Annotated in this window: 19 protein-coding genes; 11 read left to right on the forward strand and 8 right to left on the reverse strand. The window is 61.9% G+C overall.

Going from position 1 to position 16388, the window contains the following annotated elements:
- The first annotated feature begins 16 nt into the window (after positions 1-16).
- Positions 17-958, forward strand: coding sequence for a thioredoxin-disulfide reductase (gene trxB, locus BG455_RS15430; protein WP_071470881.1), 942 nt, complete (start codon positions 17-19; stop codon positions 956-958).
- Here trxB and BG455_RS15435 read toward each other — a convergent pair.
- Entirely contained in the window at positions 955-1410 is a 456-nt protein-coding gene (locus BG455_RS15435) for an NUDIX domain-containing protein (protein WP_071470953.1), read from the reverse strand. The two genes, trxB and BG455_RS15435, sit on opposite strands and share 4 nt — an antisense overlap.
- A gap of 52 nt (positions 1411-1462) precedes the next feature.
- Here BG455_RS15435 and BG455_RS15440 point away from each other — a divergent pair, with 52 nt between their 5' ends.
- Entirely contained in the window at positions 1463-2185 is a 723-nt protein-coding gene (locus BG455_RS15440; protein WP_071470954.1) for an alpha/beta fold hydrolase, read from the forward strand.
- A gap of 15 nt (positions 2186-2200) precedes the next feature.
- Here the strand turns inward: BG455_RS15440 and ruvB are convergent, their stop codons facing one another.
- Genes ruvB through ruvC form a run of 3 tightly spaced genes read right to left on the reverse strand, consistent with a single transcriptional unit; the run spans position 2201 to position 4413 of the window.
- Positions 2201-3238 (reverse strand): Holliday junction branch migration DNA helicase RuvB, encoded by a 1038-nt coding sequence (ruvB, locus tag BG455_RS15445; RefSeq protein ID WP_071470882.1) that lies wholly within the window; start codon positions 3236-3238, stop codon positions 2201-2203.
- 3 nt (positions 3239-3241) lie between these two features.
- A complete protein-coding gene (ruvA, locus tag BG455_RS15450; protein WP_071470883.1) occupies positions 3242-3913 on the reverse strand; it encodes a Holliday junction branch migration protein RuvA in 672 nt (223 codons plus the stop codon).
- A complete protein-coding gene (gene ruvC, locus BG455_RS15455) occupies positions 3910-4413 on the reverse strand; it encodes a crossover junction endodeoxyribonuclease RuvC (protein ID WP_071470884.1) in 504 nt (167 codons plus the stop codon). The genes ruvA and ruvC overlap by 4 nt, the downstream gene beginning before the upstream one ends.
- 234 nt (positions 4414-4647) lie before the next feature.
- On the opposite strand from ruvC, the gene BG455_RS15460 reads away from it, so the two are divergent.
- Positions 4648-4857: a DUF1127 domain-containing protein gene (locus tag BG455_RS15460; RefSeq protein ID WP_071470955.1), complete on the forward strand. Its 210-nt coding sequence runs from the start codon at positions 4648-4650 to the stop codon at positions 4855-4857.
- Between the two features lie 84 nt (positions 4858-4941).
- Here BG455_RS15460 and BG455_RS15465 read toward each other — a convergent pair whose 3' ends face one another.
- From BG455_RS15465 to BG455_RS15480, 4 genes are all read right to left on the reverse strand, one after another.
- Entirely contained in the window at positions 4942-5358 is a 417-nt protein-coding gene (locus BG455_RS15465) for a hypothetical protein (RefSeq protein WP_071470885.1), read from the reverse strand.
- 119 nt (positions 5359-5477) lie between these two features.
- Complete coding sequence (locus tag BG455_RS15470) at positions 5478-6344, reverse strand: 50S ribosomal protein L11 methyltransferase (protein WP_071470886.1); 867 nt, start codon at positions 6342-6344, stop codon at positions 5478-5480.
- 160 nt (positions 6345-6504) lie between these two features.
- Entirely contained in the window at positions 6505-7155 is a 651-nt protein-coding gene (msrA, locus tag BG455_RS15475; protein WP_071470887.1) for a peptide-methionine (S)-S-oxide reductase MsrA, read from the reverse strand.
- Positions 7156-7213: 58 nt separating this feature from the next.
- Entirely contained in the window at positions 7214-9412 is a 2199-nt protein-coding gene (locus tag BG455_RS15480) for a primosomal protein N' (RefSeq protein WP_071470956.1), read from the reverse strand.
- A gap of 85 nt (positions 9413-9497) precedes the next feature.
- Between BG455_RS15480 and fsa the strand changes: the two genes are divergently transcribed.
- The 8 genes from fsa (at position 9498) to queG (ending at position 16364) form a co-directional block, all read left to right on the forward strand.
- On the forward strand, positions 9498-10151 hold the full coding sequence (gene fsa / locus BG455_RS15485) for a fructose-6-phosphate aldolase (protein ID WP_071470957.1): 654 nt from the start codon (positions 9498-9500) through the stop codon (positions 10149-10151).
- Positions 10152-10209: 58 nt separating this feature from the next.
- Positions 10210-10926 (forward strand): DUF484 family protein, encoded by a 717-nt coding sequence (locus tag BG455_RS15490; protein WP_071470888.1) that lies wholly within the window; start codon positions 10210-10212, stop codon positions 10924-10926.
- Complete coding sequence (locus BG455_RS15495) at positions 10923-11861, forward strand: tyrosine recombinase XerC (RefSeq protein ID WP_071470889.1); 939 nt, start codon at positions 10923-10925, stop codon at positions 11859-11861. Before BG455_RS15490 ends, BG455_RS15495 begins: the two co-directional genes overlap by 4 nt.
- A gap of 39 nt (positions 11862-11900) precedes the next feature.
- The gene (locus BG455_RS15500; protein ID WP_177190892.1) at positions 11901-12614 is read left to right on the forward strand and encodes a CDP-alcohol phosphatidyltransferase family protein; all 714 of its coding nucleotides are present in this window, start codon (positions 11901-11903) and stop codon (positions 12612-12614) included.
- A 203-nt stretch (positions 12615-12817) separates the two neighbouring features.
- Complete coding sequence (locus tag BG455_RS15505) at positions 12818-13693, forward strand: 3-hydroxybutyryl-CoA dehydrogenase (protein ID WP_071470890.1); 876 nt, start codon at positions 12818-12820, stop codon at positions 13691-13693.
- Between the two features lie 90 nt (positions 13694-13783).
- Positions 13784-14536 carry a monofunctional biosynthetic peptidoglycan transglycosylase gene (mtgA, locus tag BG455_RS15510; protein WP_084386497.1) on the forward strand — a complete coding sequence of 251 codons (753 nt, stop codon included), beginning with the start codon at positions 13784-13786 and terminating at the stop codon, positions 14534-14536.
- A 61-nt stretch (positions 14537-14597) separates the two neighbouring features.
- Positions 14598-15263, forward strand: coding sequence for an FtsZ-binding protein FzlA (gene fzlA / locus BG455_RS15515; protein WP_071470960.1), 666 nt, complete (start codon positions 14598-14600; stop codon positions 15261-15263).
- 24 nt (positions 15264-15287) lie between these two features.
- Positions 15288-16364 carry a tRNA epoxyqueuosine(34) reductase QueG gene (queG, locus tag BG455_RS15520; RefSeq protein WP_111361412.1) on the forward strand — a complete coding sequence of 359 codons (1077 nt, stop codon included), beginning with the start codon at positions 15288-15290 and terminating at the stop codon, positions 16362-16364.
- Positions 16365-16388 lie beyond the last annotated feature (24 nt).

The following is a 16388-nucleotide window of genomic DNA, read 5'->3' on the forward strand; positions in this document are numbered from 1 at the left end:
ATTGGGGATATGACGTATGACTGACACGCGCCACACACGGCTATTGATTATCGGCTCCGGCCCTGCCGGATACACCGCTGCGGTCTATGGGGCGCGCGCCATGTTGCAGCCGGTGCTGGTGCAAGGCATTCAACCGGGCGGGCAGTTGACCATCACAACCGAGGTTGAGAACTGGCCGGGCGACACGATGGTAACAGGGCCGGACCTGATGGTGCGCATGGAAGCCCATGCCAAGGAAATGGGCACCGAGATCATCTCGGAACATATCGCATCGCTTGACCTGTCGCAGCGCCCCTTTACTGCCACCGGCGACAGTGGCGCAATCTATACGGCTGACGCTGTTGTGCTGGCCACAGGCGCGCAGGCGCGCTGGCTGGGTCTGCCCTCGGAAGAGAAATACAAGGGCATGGGCGTGTCTGCCTGCGCTACCTGTGACGGGTTCTTCTATCGTGGCAAGGATGTTGTGGTCATCGGCGGGGGCAATACGGCCGTGGAAGAGGCGCTGTTCCTGACCAATTTCGCCTCCAAGGTGACGCTGGTGCACCGCCGCGACAGCCTGCGGGCCGAAAAAATCCTGCAACACCGCCTGTTCAACCACCCCAAGGTCGAGGTGATCTGGGATCATACACTGGATGAAGTCCTGGGCGACAGTGCCGCCCCCGGTGTGGGCGGCGTGCGGCTGCGCCATGTCACAGATGGCAGCACCAAAGATATCGACTGCGCGGGTGTCTTCATTGCCATCGGACACAGCCCCGCCAGCGAGTTGGTCAAGGACCAGCTGAAAATGCAGGATGGCGGCTATGTCTGGGTGGAACCGGGCAGCACGCGCACCTCGATCCCCGGTGTTTTCGCCGCCGGCGATCTGACCGACCACACCTACCGCCAAGCGGTCACCAGTGCTGGCATGGGCTGCATGGCCGCACTGGATGCCGAGAAGTTTCTGGCCGAACACGGCTAGCGCACGATCGGTTCCAACGCATCATAGAGCGCGCGCCCGTCAAACGCAGGCGCGCCCCATGCGATTTCAGGCAAGCTGTCGGGTTTATAGCGCAAACCGCGCAACTGGGTTTCGGTGACAAACTGGCGCGTGGTGACCACCCCTGCCGGATCAATCCAGTCCGGCGCGATCTGCCCGCCTGTGATCTCGGCGCGGAAATAGATATCGACCTGATGAAACCGGCTTTTGGGGTCGTGGAATTCATTCACCAGACAGGGCGCACCCACCGCAATGTGCAGGCCGCATTCCTCATGCACCTCGCGTTGCAGGTTTTCAGGCAGGGATTGCCCCGGCTCTACCCCGCCGCCGGGGGCGCACCACAGATCACTCACGCCACCGGGCCAGGCATTGACCAAAAGCAAACGGTTCTGATGCAGAATAACAGCCCGAACGGCCAATCGCGGTTTTGTCATACTGCCCATTGTCCCACTGGTGATCTGTGTATCTGCACCCTATATCTACTCCATGAAAGTTTGGTTGACAGCCCTGTTTCTGGCCCCCGCCCCCGCAATCGCAGATTGTGTGGTCCTGCTGCATGGGCTGGCGCGTTCGGAACATTCCATGCGGGTCATGGAGGAAGCCCTGGACCTGCATGGCTATCAGGTGGTCAATCATGGCTACCCGTCACGTGCGGCCCCGATTGCAGAGCTGATGGACTATGTAGGCATCGCCGTCAGCAATTGCGGCGAGGGAACCGTGCATTTCGTCACCCATTCCATGGGTGGCATTCTGGCGCGCGGATGGCTGGCGCGCAACCGCCCCGACAGCATGGGGCGCGTGGTGATGATGGCCCCGCCCAATCACGGGTCGGAAGTGGTTGATTTCTTCTCGGATATCGAGGCGTTTTCATGGATCAACGGCCCCGCGGGGCTGGAGCTGGGCACCAGACAGGATGCGACGCCAAATATCCTGCCCGAATTCCCTGACTACCAGCTTGGGATCATCGCGGGCGATGTGTCGCTGAACCCGCTGACCTCGGCGTTGATTGATGGCGATGACGATGGCAAAGTCTCGGTTGAAAGCACCAAACTGGCAGGAATGGCAGATCACATCGTCTTGCCGGTGACGCATACATTCATGATGAATAACCCCATGGTCATTGCCGAAACGCTGGAATTCCTGCGCAACGGCGCGTTTGACCATGGCATGAGCTTCGGCAACGCGCTGCGCAAGCTGGCCAATCCCTGACGCTCGGGCGGGCGGTCACTCTTCAAACAAGCGCCCTTGCGCTACGTGTGCGGGCGCTGCCAGCCCCAGATGCGCCCATGCTTTCGCCGCCAGCATCCGGCCGCGCGGTGTGCGCGCGATCAGACCCTGTTGCAGCAGGAATGGTTCAATCACTTCTTCAATCGCATCGCGCGATTCTGACAGGGCGGCGGCAATCGTCTCGACCCCTACAGGACCACCGCCATAATTTTCGGCCAGCAGGGCCAGATAGCGCCGGTCCGCCCCGTCAAGCCCCAGATGGTCAACGCCCAGCCGCGTCAGCGCACTGTCGGCCAGCACTTGGGTCAGATGTCCATCGCCTTCGACCAATGCGAAATCCACCACCCGCCGCAACAAGCGGCCCGCAATGCGCGGTGTGCCGCGTGCGCGCCGCGCGATTTCCAGCACGCCCGCCTCCTCTGCCGGAACGCCCAAAAGCCGCGCACCGCGCGCGACGATCTGGCACAATTCGGCTTCGGTATAGAATTGCAACCGCGTGGGAATGCCGAAACGGTCGCGCAAAGGTGTGGTCAGCAGGCCCAGCCGCGTTGTGGCCCCCACCAATGTGAAGGGCTGCAATTCTATGCGCACTGTGCGCGCGGCAGGCCCTTCGCCAATGACCAGATCAAGCTGGAAATCTTCCAGCGCGGGGTAGAGCACTTCTTCGACCGCAGGGTTGAGGCGGTGGATTTCGTCAATGAACAGGACATCGCGCTTTTCCAGATTGGTCAGGATGGCGGCCAGATCGCCTGCCTTGGCCAGCACAGGGCCGGATGTCATGCGAAACCCCACCCCCAATTCGCGCGCCATGATCTGCGCCAGCGTGGTCTTGCCCAGTCCGGGCGGGCCATAGAACAAGGTGTGGTCCATCGCCTCGCCCCGCATGCGGGCGGATTGGATAAAGACTTTCAGATTGGCGCGCGCCTCGCGCTGGCCGATGAATTCATCCAGCGATTGCGGGCGCAGCGCCTTGTCCAGTTCGGGGGCATCTTCGGGCAGATCCGCACCGCGCAGGCTGGGGTCGGGGGTGGTCATGGATCAGCCTTTCGGGGCAAGCAGGCGCAGGGCGGCGCGGATCAGCGTTGGGGTATCTGCATCTGGCGTGTTGGCCTGCCCCTCGGCCACGGCGCGGGCAGCATCGGCGGGGGCGTAGCCCAGATTTGCCAGCGCCGACATGGCTTCGGACACAGCATTGTTGCGCGGCGCGGCTGCCGCCTGTGCGGGGGGCTTGGGCAGAGGTGCCGGATCGGGGTCCGGCACAGCGCTGTGCATCGGGGCTGCCGCTGCACTCTCGACCACGGCCATCAGGGCGGGGGCTTTGTCTTTCAGCTCATTGGCGATGCGCAGCGCCAGTTTCGGCCCCACGCCGGGGGCTTTGCGCAGCGCGGCACTGTCGCCCAATGCTATGGCCCGCGACACCCCTTCTGGCCCCAAAGCGCCCAGAATGGCCAGCGACGCCTTTGCCCCCACCCCCTGAACCGAGGTCAGCACGCGGTGCCATTCCTTTTCCAGCATGGTGGGAAAGCCGAAAAGCTGCATCAGGTCTTCGCGCACGACCATGTCGATATACAGCGCCGCCACCTCGCCACGGCCCGGCAAACCCATCAGCGTGCGATCAGAGACATAAACAATATAGCCCACCCCGCGCACATCCAGCAGCACATGGTCAGTGCCGCGCTGGTCGATCACACCTGTCAGCTTGCCGATCATTGCACCCGCTCCGCAATGGCCATAGCGCGCGCCGATTGGGCATGGAACGCATGGCAGATGGCAATCGCCAGCGCATCCGCCGCATCCGGCCCGTCAATCTGGACGCCGGGCAGTTGCATGCGCACCATATGCGCCACCTGCTCCTTGGCGGCCTTGCCCACGCCAACCACGGCCTTTTTGACGGCATTGGGGGCATATTCCCCCACCTCCAGCCCCGCTTGCGCAGGCACCAGCAAGGCGATCCCGCGCGCGCTGCCCAGTTTCAGCGTGGCGACCGCGTCCTTGTTGACAAAGGTCTGCTCGACCGCCGCTGCCGCAGGCGCATAGCGCACCATCACCCGCGTCAATTGCTGGTGCAAATCCAGCAGACGCGCGGCCAACGTGCCTGTCGGGTCTGACCGGCACACGCCATTGGCGACATGGCGCAAATGGACGCCATCGGCATCGATCACCCCCCAGCCAAGGTTGCGCAACCCTGGGTCGATACCGATCACGCGCATCGCGGCCTCTTTTGTGTTTTGGTCTGTTCTGCTCTGGGCAAGCGATAGCACGAAAGGCGAACATCTGCCAAGAGTTTCATCACAGGCCGGTTCCTGTAGCGGGTCAAGCCATGCTGCACCCGCATAATAGCCTTGCGATTTTGCATTCTAGTCGCGCCCACAGTTTACGCTTATCTGCGTGGAAGCCGCATAAGGACTATGCGGTTTGTAAACTTTTACCCTATGGAGACTATAATGGCCTATTACGCACAAAGCCGTATTCATACGGAACAAGTGCTTGCCGGTTTCCAGGGCCTGTCGCTTGGCACTTTCTTCGCCACCCTCAAGACCTGGAACGACGCACGCATTACGCGGCGCGAACTTAACGCGCTTTCAGACCGTGAACTTGCCGATATTGGCCTGTGCCGCGCAGAGATTGACAGCGTCGCCAACAGACTGCTGTAACGCGCTTGCCGCATAGCACTTGCATGATTCAAGCCGCCCCGTCTCGGGCGGCTTTTGTCTGCCATATCGCTATTCGGGGCAGATTTATTGCAGCGCTTCAGGTTCGGGCGCGATGTCTGTTTGCGACACGCCGAGAGGGACAGGCGCCCGCCCTGCGGTTTGGGGGGATGATCTGTCACGAAACAGCGGGCGCACCATTGCGGCAATCTGGGTCGAGGCAGGGTCCGGGCCAAGCGCGCGCGCCAAGATCGAGCCTTCGGCCTGCCCTTCCAGCATCGGAGCGACCATCCGCGCATAGGCCCCTTGACCTTCCAGTGCCAGAATGAAGCTTTTGATCAGCACCAACGCCACGCCCAGCGCGACGATACTTCCTAAAACCGAACGCGCCATTGCCAGCCGGCGCTTGCGCCGGAATTTCCGGTGCTTTGGGTCATTTCTGATATGGGCACGCATCACCGCAAGCCTGCGTTGCTCAAATTCGGTCTTTTGCTCTTCCGTCATTGTCTTGCCCCAGCAAACCATCATATCGCGGATGAAGGCATGCGCCGTTCATCCAGCGCGGGTTTAGCAAGAAAATCCGGCAAAACTGCGGCATAACCTGCGCAGTTTCAGGCAAAATGTCAGCGCAGCAGGGTCAGCGTTGCCCAATCGCCAATATCTTCGCGGTGATGGAGCGTGAAACCGGCAGCAACATATGCCGCAAGCACCTGTTCGGCCTGTTCCACCAGCAGCCCAGACAGAATTGCATGCCCACCAGTGGCCGTGACACGGCCCATTTCGGGGGCAAGCTCGATCAGCGGACCCATCAGGATATTGGCAAAAACCAGATCGAAAGGGCAAGCGGCCTGCAAGTCGGGGTGGTCAAACCCTGTCGCTTCCAGACAGCGGACACGGTCTGTCAGCTCATTGGCTTCAATATTGACCTGCGCCACCTCGACTGCGATGGCATCAATATCGCTGGCAAGCACCGGCTGGGGCCAGATTTTTGCCGCAGCCATCGCCAGCACTGCCGTGCCGCAGCCGATATCTACCACATTGCGGCCCCGAAACCCTGCCAAATCCAGCCGGTCCAGCGCGCGTAGGCAGCCCAGCGTGGTGCCATGATGGCCGGTGCCAAAAGCCATCGACGCTTCGATCAACAAGCCCACACGCCCGTCGGGCAGTTTGTCGGCATCGTGGCTGCCATAGACAAAGAACCGCCCCGCCTCGACCGGCGAGAGGTCGCGGCGCACTTTGGCAACCCAATCGATCTCGGGCAGTTCCGACACCAGAAACGGCGTTGCGTCAAAGGCTTGTGCCAGCAGTGCCAGTTCAATATCATCCGGGCAGTCAGTGAAATACCCGCCAACTTCCCACAGGTTAGACCCATCTTCCATCTCGAACACGCCCACACCCATAGGTTCTGGCGTCATGTTTTCCATCGCCTCGGACAGGGAATAGGCTTGCTCGGCAGAGGTCAGCTTGGTGATGGCAGTGAAGGTGGGCATGGGGCAGCCTTTGCTGGACAGAAAAGTTAGGGCCGCGATAGCGGGCCGCCCTGCCCCGGTCAAGCGAAACCCCCGCAGGCTGCACCAAGGCGGCTGCGCCCTTGCTGCGGCGCGTGCGGGTGGGTGGGTGGGGCCGCGCCGGAGCGAGGGCGCAGCCGCCTCAGGCCGTCAGGCCAATGGGACAGGTGACGCCCGTGCCCCCGATCCCGCAATATCCGGCGGGATTCTTATGCAGATATTGCTGGTGGTAATCTTCGGCAAAGTAGAATTCCGGCGCATCCACAATCTCTGTCGTGACCGCGCCATGTCCTGCCTCCACAAGTCGCGCCTCATAGGCTTTGCGGCTGGCCTCGGCGGCGGATTTCTGCGCGTCTGAATAGGCATAGATGCCCGATCTGTATTGCGTGCCACGGTCATTGCCCTGCCGCATGCCTTGGGTCGGGTTGTGCCCCTCCCAAAACCGGCGCAGCAAGTCTTCATACGAAATCTGGGCCGGGTCAAAGATCACGCGCACCACCTCGTTATGGCCGGTCTTGCCGGTGCAGACCTCGTCATATGTGGGGTTTGGCGTATAGCCGCCCGCATAGCCCACCATTGTCAGCCACACACCGGGAAGTTGCCAGAAAATCCGCTCTACCCCCCAGAAACACCCCATGCCGAACATGGCCTCTTGCAGGCCCTCTGGCACAGGCGCTTTCAGCGGGCGACCATAGATTGCATGCGTGTCTGCTGTGGCAATGGCGCTGGCACGACCGGCAAGGGCGTCTTGCGGTGCGATCATGCGCGTTTTGTCCTGCCCAAATCCGAACATCTGTGAACTCCTTGTTTTCTTCCCGATAGATAGCCTTTCACCGCCGGTTTGCAACGGCTCAGTAAAAGCTTTGCGGGTCGATATCGACACTCAGGCGCAGCCCGCGCGGCAGGTTATGCGGCTTCAGCCATGCTGCGATCGCGCCTTGCAAGGCCGCGCCCTTCGGGGCTTTCACCAACAGACGGACCCTGTGCATCCCGCGAATGCGCGCAATCGGGGCGGGTGCAGGGCCGAAAACCTGCGCGCCAATCGCGCGCAAGGGCGCATCCGCCTGTGCCAGCCGCGTGCCCAGCTCGAACGCAGGCTCCATCGCAGGGGCCGACAGGATCACCCCTGCCAGCCGCCCGTGGGGGGGCATGCGCAACCCTTCGCGCTGTGCAGATTCGCTTTGCCAGAACGCCTCTTCCTCGCCCGACAGGATGGCGCGGATCACGGGGTGATCGGGCTGGCTGGTCTGGACCAGCGCGCGGCCGGGCTTGTCGGCGCGCCCTGCGCGGCCGGACACCTGCCGCACCAGTTGAAACACCCGCTCTGCCGCGCGCAGGTCGGACCCTGACAGCCCCAGATCGGCATCAATCACCCCCACCAGCGTCAGGTTGGGAAAGTTGTGGCCCTTGGCCACGATCTGCGTGCCGATGATGATATCAGCCTCGCCGCCCGCGATCACGGCAATCTGGTCTTTCAGCGCGCGCGCGGACCCGAACAGGTCGGACGACAGCACCGCCACGCGCGCATCGGGCCATAGCGCGCGGGCCTCTTCCTCCAGCCGCTCTACCCCCGGCCCGACAGGGGCAAGCCGGTCTTCCGCCCCGCAGGCAGGGCAGGTCGCAGGCATCGGCGCGGTTGCCCCGCATTGGTGGCACACAAGCCGCTTGAGGAACCGATGCTCTACCATGCGCGCGTCGCAATCGCTGCATTCCACCTGATGCCCGCAGGCGCGGCAGATCGTCAGCGGCGCATAGCCGCGCCGGTTCAGGAATAACAACGCCTGCTCGCCCGCAGCCAGCCGCGCCGTGACGGCGCGTTGCAGCGTGGGCGACACCCAGCGGCCAGTGGGCAGGTCTTCCGCGCGCAGATCGATCGCACGCATTTCAGGCAAGGTGTTGGGGCCGAAACGCGCGGATAAATCCAGCCGCGCATATTTGCCAGCCCGCGCATTGGCCCATGTTTCCAGCGACGGGGTGGCCGAGGCCAGAATCACCTGCCCCCCCGCCATGGCCGCACGCAAAACGGCCATGTCGCGGGCATGATATAAAACGCCCTCTTCCTGCTTATAGGAACTGTCATGTTCCTCATCCACCACGATCAGCCCCAGATCGCGGAATGGCAGGAACAGCGCCGATCGCGCGCCCACCACTAGCTGCGCGGCCCCCTGCCCCACCATATGCCAGCAGCGCCGCCGTTCGCTAAGCGTCACACCGGAATGCCATTCCGCAGGCCGCGCACCAAACCGCGCTTCAACCCGTGTCAGAAATTCGGATGTCAGCGCGATTTCCGGCAGCAGGACCAGCGCCTGACGCCCCAGCGCCAGACAGGCGGCTATGGCTTCCAGATACACTTCGGTCTTGCCGGACCCTGTCACCCCTTTCAACAGCGTTGTGCCATACTCCCCCGATTGCACACCCGCCGCCAATACCGCCGCCGCCTGCGCCTGATCGTCGGTCAGGTTTGCCCCCGCGCGCGCAGGGTCAAGGCGCGGATAGGGCTGGTCGCGCAGCGCTTCGCGTTCCAGTAGCGCACCCGCCTGCACCAGCCCGCGCACCACACCGGAACTGACCCCCGCCGCCTGTGCCAATTCGCCCGGCGTCAGGCCCGCACCGCCAAACCCGTCGAACACCGCCAGCACCTTTTCGCGCGCCTCGGTCATGCGGGGGGGCGCGCTGTCTGTGCGATACAAGAGCTTGCGCGTTGCAGGGCCGCTGCCAAGGTCAGGCACGCGCGTGGCCAGCCGCAGCATGGCAGGCAGGGGGGTCAGGGTGTAATCGGCCACCCGCGCCAGAAAGGCGCGCAATTCCGCGCGCATCGGCACGGCATCCAGCACGCGGATGACAGCGCGCAGTTTCGCGCGGGGAAAGCTGCCCTCTGCCGCGCCCCAGACCACACCGACCACGCGGCGCGGCCCCAGCGGCGCCTCGACAAAAGCGCCGATCCAAGCCCCGCCTTCGGGGGCCAGATAATCCAGCACCCGGCCCAAAGGCTCTGCCGTCAGCACCCCGCAAGGCGTGCCTTCATCGAAAAATTCAAGGGCGTCGGACATTGGCATGGGCAAAGGGGGGTTCCGGCTGGGCACTGCATCAGGTATGACGCGGGCGAACTCTGGCCGCAACCCGAAGGGGCATGACATGAAATTCTTTGTCGATACCGCAGATGTAGACGCAATCCGCGACCTGAACGATCTGGGCATGGTGGATGGCGTCACCACCAACCCGTCGCTGATCCTGAAATCAGGCCGCGACATTATCGAGGTCACCCGCGAGATTTGCGGGATTGTCGAAGGGCCAGTCTCTGCCGAAGTGGTGGCACTGGACGCGGACGCCATGATCGCCGAGGGCCGCAAACTGGCCGAGATTGCACCAAACATCACTGTCAAACTGCCGCTGACATGGGACGGGCTGAAAGCGTGCAAAGTGTTGTCGGGCGAAGGCAAGATGGTCAATGTGACGCTGTGCTTCAGCGCCAATCAGGCGCTTCTGGCGGCCAAAGCGGGGGCCACCTTTATTTCGCCCTTCATCGGGCGGCTGGATGACATCGCGCTGGATGGCTGCGAGTTGATCGCCGATATCCGCACGATCTATGACAATTACGGGTTCGAGACGCAAATTCTTGCCGCATCCATCCGGTCGGTGAACCATGTTCTGGACGTGGCGCGCATTGGTGCAGACGTCATGACAGCCCCGCCCGAAGTGATCCGCAAGCTGGCCTCGCACCCGCTGACCGATGCCGGACTGGCACAATTCATGAAGGATTGGGAAAAAACAGGTCAAAAAATCCTGTAACCTTTGCTATAGTCCGCCCAACAACACCAATAAAAGCAGTCAACGGACAGGCGAATAGATGACAGGCACAGCACTCAGGCCCGAAGGGGTCGCGGAATTACGCGACAGGATCATCGCAGATCCTTCGCTGATTCTGGATGACAAAGACCTTATGCGCACGCTGGTTTCTGCCAGCGAGCGCGGCATGGGTGACAATATCGTTGATCTGCGCGGTCTGGCCATGGAACGGCTGGAAGCCCGCCTTGACCGGCTGGAAGAAACCCACCGCGCGGTCATTGCCGCAGCCTATGAGAACCTGTCAGGCACAAACCAGATTCACCGTGCGATTCTGCGCATGCTGGACCCTGACCAGTTCGAGGGGTTCTTGCGCAATCTGGGCACCGATGTGGCGCAAATCCTGAATGTCGATGCCATCAAGCTGGTATTGGAAAGCCCCGAGGCAGGACCAGACCCGGCGCTGGAGCGCATCTCGGATGTGCTGTGCGTTGTGCCGCTGAGCTTTATCGAGACATATATGAGTTCAGAGCGCGGCCCTACCACACGGCAGGTGTTGCTGCGCCAGTCGATCCCGCAAACCGATACGCTCTATGGCGCGAAAGCGCCTGATCTGCGATCGGAGGCATGTATGCGGCTGGACCTGGGCGCGCATCGCATGGCGGGCATGCTGGTCATGGCCACTGAGAACCCGCATATGTTCAAGCCCGGTCAGGGCACAGACCTGCTTGCCTTTTTTGCAGGGATTTTTGAAAGGTCGATGCGGCGCTGGCTGGCATGAGTGCCACCAGCTTGCAGCTAAGTGCAGGCATGCGCGATGCCTTGCAGCTTTGGCTGCAAGGGCTGCATGCGCTGGATGGCGCGTCAGAGCATACGATCACAGCCTATGGCCACGATGTCGGGCAATTCCTTGGCTTTCTGGCGGGTCACCATGGCGGCAGTGCGGGCCTGCGGCAATTGGCCGATGTCACCCAGTCCGACATGCGCGCATGGATGGCATGGGAACGCGCGGCGGGGCTTGGCAGTCGCAGCCTTGCGCGCAAATTGTCCAGCATCAAAAGCTTCGCACGTTGGCTGGCAGACCGCGAAGCGTTTGACATTTCTGCCATACTGGCAACGCGCGCGCCGCGCTTCAGCCGCAAGCTGCCACGCCCTCTTAGTACGGATGCGGCGCGCGATGTGCTGGAAATCGCGGCCCTGCAAACCCGCGAAGACTGGACGGGCCTACGCGACACTGCCGTTCTGACGCTGCTATATGGCTGCGGATTGCGCGTATCCGAGGCGCTGGGGCTTTGGGGCCGCGACGCGCCGCTGCGCGAGGCGTTGCGCATTCACGGCAAGGGCGGGAAAGAACGCGTCGTCCCTGTGCTGCCGGTCGCGCAGCAGGCGGTGGCGGCCTATCTGGCCGCCTGCCCTCACCCCAATGCCCCCGACGCGCCCCTGTTTCGCGGCACACGGGGCGGCGCGCTTAGCCGCCGCCATATTGCCAAGGTGATGGAGCAGGCGCGCATGCAGCTTGGCCTGCCCGCCACTGCCACCCCGCACGCGCTGCGCCATTCTTTCGCAACCCATCTTTTGGGCGCGGGGGGCGATTTGCGCGCCATTCAGGAATTGCTGGGTCACGCCTCTTTGCAATCGACCCAAGTCTATACCGCAGTCGATGCCGGACGGTTGATGGAGATTTATCACGCCTCCCACCCCCGCGCGCATGGGTGATTGAATCCTGCGTCCCGCTTTGCGAAAGAGGGCGCTGAAATGACAGGAAGGAAAGCGCGCGTGTCGCCCAATCTGAAAGCCTATTCAGTCCATCTGTTCACGGCCACCGGCGCGGTTTTCGCCATGCTTGCGCTGCTGGAGGCTGTTCAGGGCGATTGGGCCATGATGTTCCTGTGGCTGGTTGTGGCCTTTATTGTGGATGGCATCGATGGCCCCCTTGCACGCCGGTATGATGTGAAAAAAAATGCCCCCACAATCGATGGCGTGCTGCTGGACCTGATTATTGATTATCTGACCTATGTGTTCATTCCCGCTTTTGCATTGTTCCAAAGCGGGCTTTTGCCCGGCTGGACAGGCTGGATCGCAATTATCGTCATCACCTTCACCAGTGTGCTGTATTTTGCAGATACCCGCATGAAAAGCGCGGATAATTCGTTCCACGGCTTCCCTGCGTGCTGGAACATGGCGGCTGTGGTCATCTTTGCCACACGGCCCGAATTCTGGGTGATCCTTGCCATTGTGGCCTTTCTGGCCGTTGCCATGTTCACACCGCTGAAATTCATCCACCCCGTCAGAACAGAACGCTGGCGCCCCCTGTCCTTGCCGATTGCTTTTGTCTGGACAGGGCTTGCGGGCTGGGCAGCATGGCTGAATTTCGACCAGCCCCAATTCGTGACACTGGGCCTGATTGTCACCAGCCTTTATCTGATCGCTGTGGGAATCGTGCAGCAAATGATCCCGCTGCGGCGCTAATGCGCCACTCGCGCACAACAACCACCGGAACTGTTCAAGACAAGACGCATAGCGTGGCCGCTGCAAAACCGCTGCAAACACGCGCAAGCTGCGGCAAAAGCGGTAAGCCTGCGCCAGCGGGCACAGCCCAGCGGCTTTCGCGCTTGCACTCGGGCTGTGCAGGGTCATATGGTCACCCAATATCAGGACAGGAGAGCGGAAACATGGACATCAAGACTGTCGGCATTGTGGGTGCAGGCCAGATGGGCACCGGCATTGCGCATGTTTTTGCGCTGGCGGGCTATGATGTTCTGCTCAATGACATCTCGGAAGACGCGCTTGGCAAGGGAATTGCCCTGATCGACCGCAATATCGAACGGCAGGTTTCAAAGGGTAAGGTCAGCGCCGAGGACAAGGCCGCCGCAATGGCGCGCATCCGCACCACCACCAAATTGCCAGAGCTTGGCCCCACCGACCTGATCATCGAAGCCGCGACCGAGCGTGAAACGGTGAAACAGGCAATTTTCGAGGATTTGTTGCCACATATCCAGCCGCATACGATCCTGACCTCGAACACCTCGTCCATCTCGATCACGCGGCTTGCCAGCCGCACCGACCGGCCCGAGAAATTCATGGGGTTCCATTTCATGAACCCTGTGCCTGTCATGCAACTGGTCGAACTGATCCGCGGAATCGCCACAGACGAGCCGACCTATACCGCGCTGCATGATGTGGTGAAAAAACTGGGCAAGACTGCGGCCAGCGCCGAAGATTTCCCCGCCTTCATCGTCAACCGCATCCTGATGCCCATGATCAACGAGGCAGTGTATACGCTTTATGAAGGGGTCGGATCGGTCAAATCCATCGACGAATCGTTGAAACTGGGGGCCAATCACCCGATGGGGCCGCTGGAACTGGCCGATTTCATCGGGCTGGACACCTGCCTTGCCATTATGAATGTGCTGCATGACGGGCTGGCCGACACAAAATACCGCCCCTGCCCGCTTTTGACAAAATATGTCGAGGCAGGCTGGCTGGGCCGCAAAACCGATCGCGGCTTCTACGATTATCGCGGCGACGTGCCTGTACCGACACGGTAAGCCGCCACTTGGGCCAAGTTCCGCGCATTTGCATCTGCGAGTCAGATGTTCGGGTATAGACTCGAAAGCCTCAATCGCTATGAGCACGCCATGAGCCGCCCTTCCACGAAGTCAAAACCAAAGAAAGCCCCGAAATCCGCCCCCCGGCGGAACGTGCTGGACCGGGCCGCCGACGGGCTGCGCTGGGTGCGGCGCAAATTCTGGCGCAGTCTTGCGGTGGTTTTTCTGGTGCTGGTGGCTTGGGTCTTGCTCTATCGGTTTGTGGCCCCTCCCGGTGGCATATACATGTTTCAGGAGTACCGGCGCATTGGCGAAATCCAGCGCCAATGGGTCCCGATGGACCAGATCGCCCCTGTGATGGCGCGCTCGGTCATTGCGGCAGAAGACGCGAATTTCTGCCTGCATTGGGGCTTTGACATGGCCGAGATCCGCAAGGTGATTGCGCAGGGCAGCACGCGCGGGGCATCCACGCTGAGCCAGCAGACCGTCAAGAATGTGTTTCTGTGGCATGGCCGCGACTGGGTCCGCAAAGCATTGGAATCAGGCTTCACCCTGATGGTCGAGGCCCTGTGGCCCAAGCGCCGGATCTTGGAAGTCTACCTCAACATCGCTGAATTTGATGAGGGCGTCTTTGGGGTCGAGGCGGCGGCGCAGCGCTATTTCCGTGTTTCTGCCCGTGATCTGACTGCAGTGCAGGCCGCGCGGCTTGCAGCTGTGCTGCCCTCGCCCAAGACGCGCGACGCGGCCAACCCCACCCAGTTTTTGCGCAACCGCTCCGCCTCTATCGTGGATGGGGCGGCAACCATTGCCCGCGACGGGCGGGCAGATTGTATCGGCGGTTGAACTTCCGCGCGCTGCACGGCAAGAGGGGGCATCCGCCGCAACCGAAAGTTCTGTCGCAGTCATGGCCCGTCTTTATCATGTTCCGCTCTCTCCCTTCTGCCGCAAGGTGCGTCTGACACTTGCCGAAAAGCGCATCGATGTGGAATTGCTGGAAGAACGGTATTGGGAACCCTCGCAAGATTTCATGCGCCGCAACCCTGCCGGAAAAGTGCCCGTGCTGCGCCATGAAGGCAAGATGCTGAGCGAGAGTCAGGCCATCTGCGAATATCTGGACGAAACCATCCCGAACCCGCCGCTAGTGCCCAAAACGGCCGAGGCCCGCTACGAGATGCGCCGCATCTGCACATGGTTTGACGACAAGTTCCATGTCGAGGTGACGTCGAACCTGCTCTATGAGCGTGTGAACAAGAAAATCATGAATGCAGGCTACCCCGATTCGGGGCGGATCAAGATGGGGTCTGCGCGTATCAAGTTTCATTTGGATTACATGGATTGGCTGCTGGGCCAGCGGCGCTGGCTGGCGGGCAATGACATGACGCTGGCCGATTTCACCGCTGCCGCGCATCTGTCCTGCCTTGATTATATCAATGATGTGGACTGGGCGCGCTCTGCGCTGGTGCATGAATGGTATTCCAAGATCAAATCGCGCCCCGCCTTTCGCACCTTGCTGGCCGATCAGCTGCCGGGCCTGCCACCGCCCGCGCATTATGCCGATCTGGATTTCTAGGCCGGTTTGGCCCATGTGATGGGCATGACAGATGACCTGAAATCAGAACTGGTGCATGAGGCCCGCGCGATGGGCTTTGACGCCTGCGCCCTCACCCGCCCCGATGCGATACCGTTCGCGCCCGAGAGGTTGCGCGCCTTTGTCGAGGGCGGGCGGCACGGGCAAATGGGCTGGATGGCCGAGCGCATGACATGGCGCGCCAACCCCGCCGCCTTGTGGCCGCAGGCGCGCAGCGTCATCATGCTGGCCGAAAGCTACACGCCCGAGTACAACCCTCTTGATCTGCTGGACCAGCGCGAGAATGGCGTGATCTCAGCCTATGCGTTGGGACGCGATTATCATGATGTGGTCAAGAAACGCCTCAAACGGCTGGGGCGCTGGCTGATCGACCGCGCGGGCGGCGAGATCAAGGTGTTTGTCGATACAGCGCCTGTCATGGAAAAGCCCTTGGCCGCAGCGGCGGGCCTGGGCTGGCAGGGCAAACACACCAATCTGCTATCGCGCGATCTGGGCAACTGGTTCTTTCTTGGCTCTATCTTCACCACGCTGGAACTGGCCCCCGATGCGCCCGCACAGGAAAATTGCGGCTCTTGCCGCGCCTGCCTCGATATCTGCCCGACAGATGCCTTTCCCGCGCCGTTCCAGCTGGATGCACGGCGCTGCATCTCTTACCTGACAATCGAGCATCACGGCCCTGTGCCGCTGGACTTGCGCGAGAAGATGGGCAATCGCATCTATGGCTGCGACGACTGCCTTGCGGTCTGTCCATGGAACAAATTCGCCCGCGACGCGTCCGAGGTGAAATATGCCGCGCGCGACGGCATGGTGGCACCCGATCTGGCAGAGCTGGCAGGGCTGGATGACGCGGCGTTCCGCGCGCGTTTTTCCGGCTCTCCGATCAAACGCATCGGGCGCAACCGCTTCGTGCGCAATGTGCTTTATGCGATTGGCAATTCAGGGGCGGCACGGCTGCTGCCTGCGGCGCAGGCGCTGCTGGCCGATCCGGACGCACCCGTGGCCGATGCCGCGCAATGGGCCGCCCAAAGGCTTGTTGCGCCGCCCGCCACAGGCGCGGGCGCGGCACCGCGCCCACGATCCTGACCCCCTCGATGGGGGGAAGGATCG

The sequence above is a fragment of the Roseinatronobacter thiooxidans genome (assembly GCF_001870675.1).
GTDB lineage: Bacteria > Pseudomonadota > Alphaproteobacteria > Rhodobacterales > Rhodobacteraceae > Roseinatronobacter > Roseinatronobacter thiooxidans.

What these genes read in the sequence shown, in the direction of transcription:
- BG455_RS15470 (WP_071470886.1), bottom strand. Translation starts at nt 6,344, where the DNA reads ATGCCCACCTTCACTGCCATCACCAAGCTGACCTCTGCCGAGCAAGCC.
- fsa (WP_071470957.1), top strand. Translation starts at nt 9,498, where the DNA reads ATGAAATTCTTTGTCGATACCGCAGATGTAGACGCAATCCGCGACCTG.
- BG455_RS15460 (WP_071470955.1), top strand. Translation starts at nt 4,648, where the DNA reads ATGGCCTATTACGCACAAAGCCGTATTCATACGGAACAAGTGCTTGCC.
- queG (WP_111361412.1), top strand. Translation starts at nt 15,288, where the DNA reads ATGACAGATGACCTGAAATCAGAACTGGTGCATGAGGCCCGCGCGATG.
- BG455_RS15505 (WP_071470890.1), top strand. Translation starts at nt 12,818, where the DNA reads ATGGACATCAAGACTGTCGGCATTGTGGGTGCAGGCCAGATGGGCACC.
- fzlA (WP_071470960.1), top strand. Translation starts at nt 14,598, where the DNA reads ATGGCCCGTCTTTATCATGTTCCGCTCTCTCCCTTCTGCCGCAAGGTG.
- ruvA (WP_071470883.1), bottom strand. Translation starts at nt 3,913, where the DNA reads ATGATCGGCAAGCTGACAGGTGTGATCGACCAGCGCGGCACTGACCAT.
- BG455_RS15440 (WP_071470954.1), top strand. Translation starts at nt 1,463, where the DNA reads ATGAAAGTTTGGTTGACAGCCCTGTTTCTGGCCCCCGCCCCCGCAATC.
- BG455_RS15500 (WP_177190892.1), top strand. Translation starts at nt 11,901, where the DNA reads ATGACAGGAAGGAAAGCGCGCGTGTCGCCCAATCTGAAAGCCTATTCA.
- ruvC (WP_071470884.1), bottom strand. Translation starts at nt 4,413, where the DNA reads ATGCGCGTGATCGGTATCGACCCAGGGTTGCGCAACCTTGGCTGGGGG.
- BG455_RS15495 (WP_071470889.1), top strand. Translation starts at nt 10,923, where the DNA reads ATGAGTGCCACCAGCTTGCAGCTAAGTGCAGGCATGCGCGATGCCTTG.
- mtgA (WP_084386497.1), top strand. Translation starts at nt 13,784, where the DNA reads ATGAGCCGCCCTTCCACGAAGTCAAAACCAAAGAAAGCCCCGAAATCC.
- BG455_RS15480 (WP_071470956.1), bottom strand. Translation starts at nt 9,412, where the DNA reads ATGTCCGACGCCCTTGAATTTTTCGATGAAGGCACGCCTTGCGGGGTG.
- msrA (WP_071470887.1), bottom strand. Translation starts at nt 7,155, where the DNA reads ATGTTCGGATTTGGGCAGGACAAAACGCGCATGATCGCACCGCAAGAC.
- BG455_RS15490 (WP_071470888.1), top strand. Translation starts at nt 10,210, where the DNA reads ATGACAGGCACAGCACTCAGGCCCGAAGGGGTCGCGGAATTACGCGAC.
- trxB (WP_071470881.1), top strand. Translation starts at nt 17, where the DNA reads ATGACTGACACGCGCCACACACGGCTATTGATTATCGGCTCCGGCCCT.
- BG455_RS15435 (WP_071470953.1), bottom strand. Translation starts at nt 1,410, where the DNA reads ATGACAAAACCGCGATTGGCCGTTCGGGCTGTTATTCTGCATCAGAAC.
- ruvB (WP_071470882.1), bottom strand. Translation starts at nt 3,238, where the DNA reads ATGACCACCCCCGACCCCAGCCTGCGCGGTGCGGATCTGCCCGAAGAT.
- BG455_RS15465 (WP_071470885.1), bottom strand. Translation starts at nt 5,358, where the DNA reads ATGACGGAAGAGCAAAAGACCGAATTTGAGCAACGCAGGCTTGCGGTG.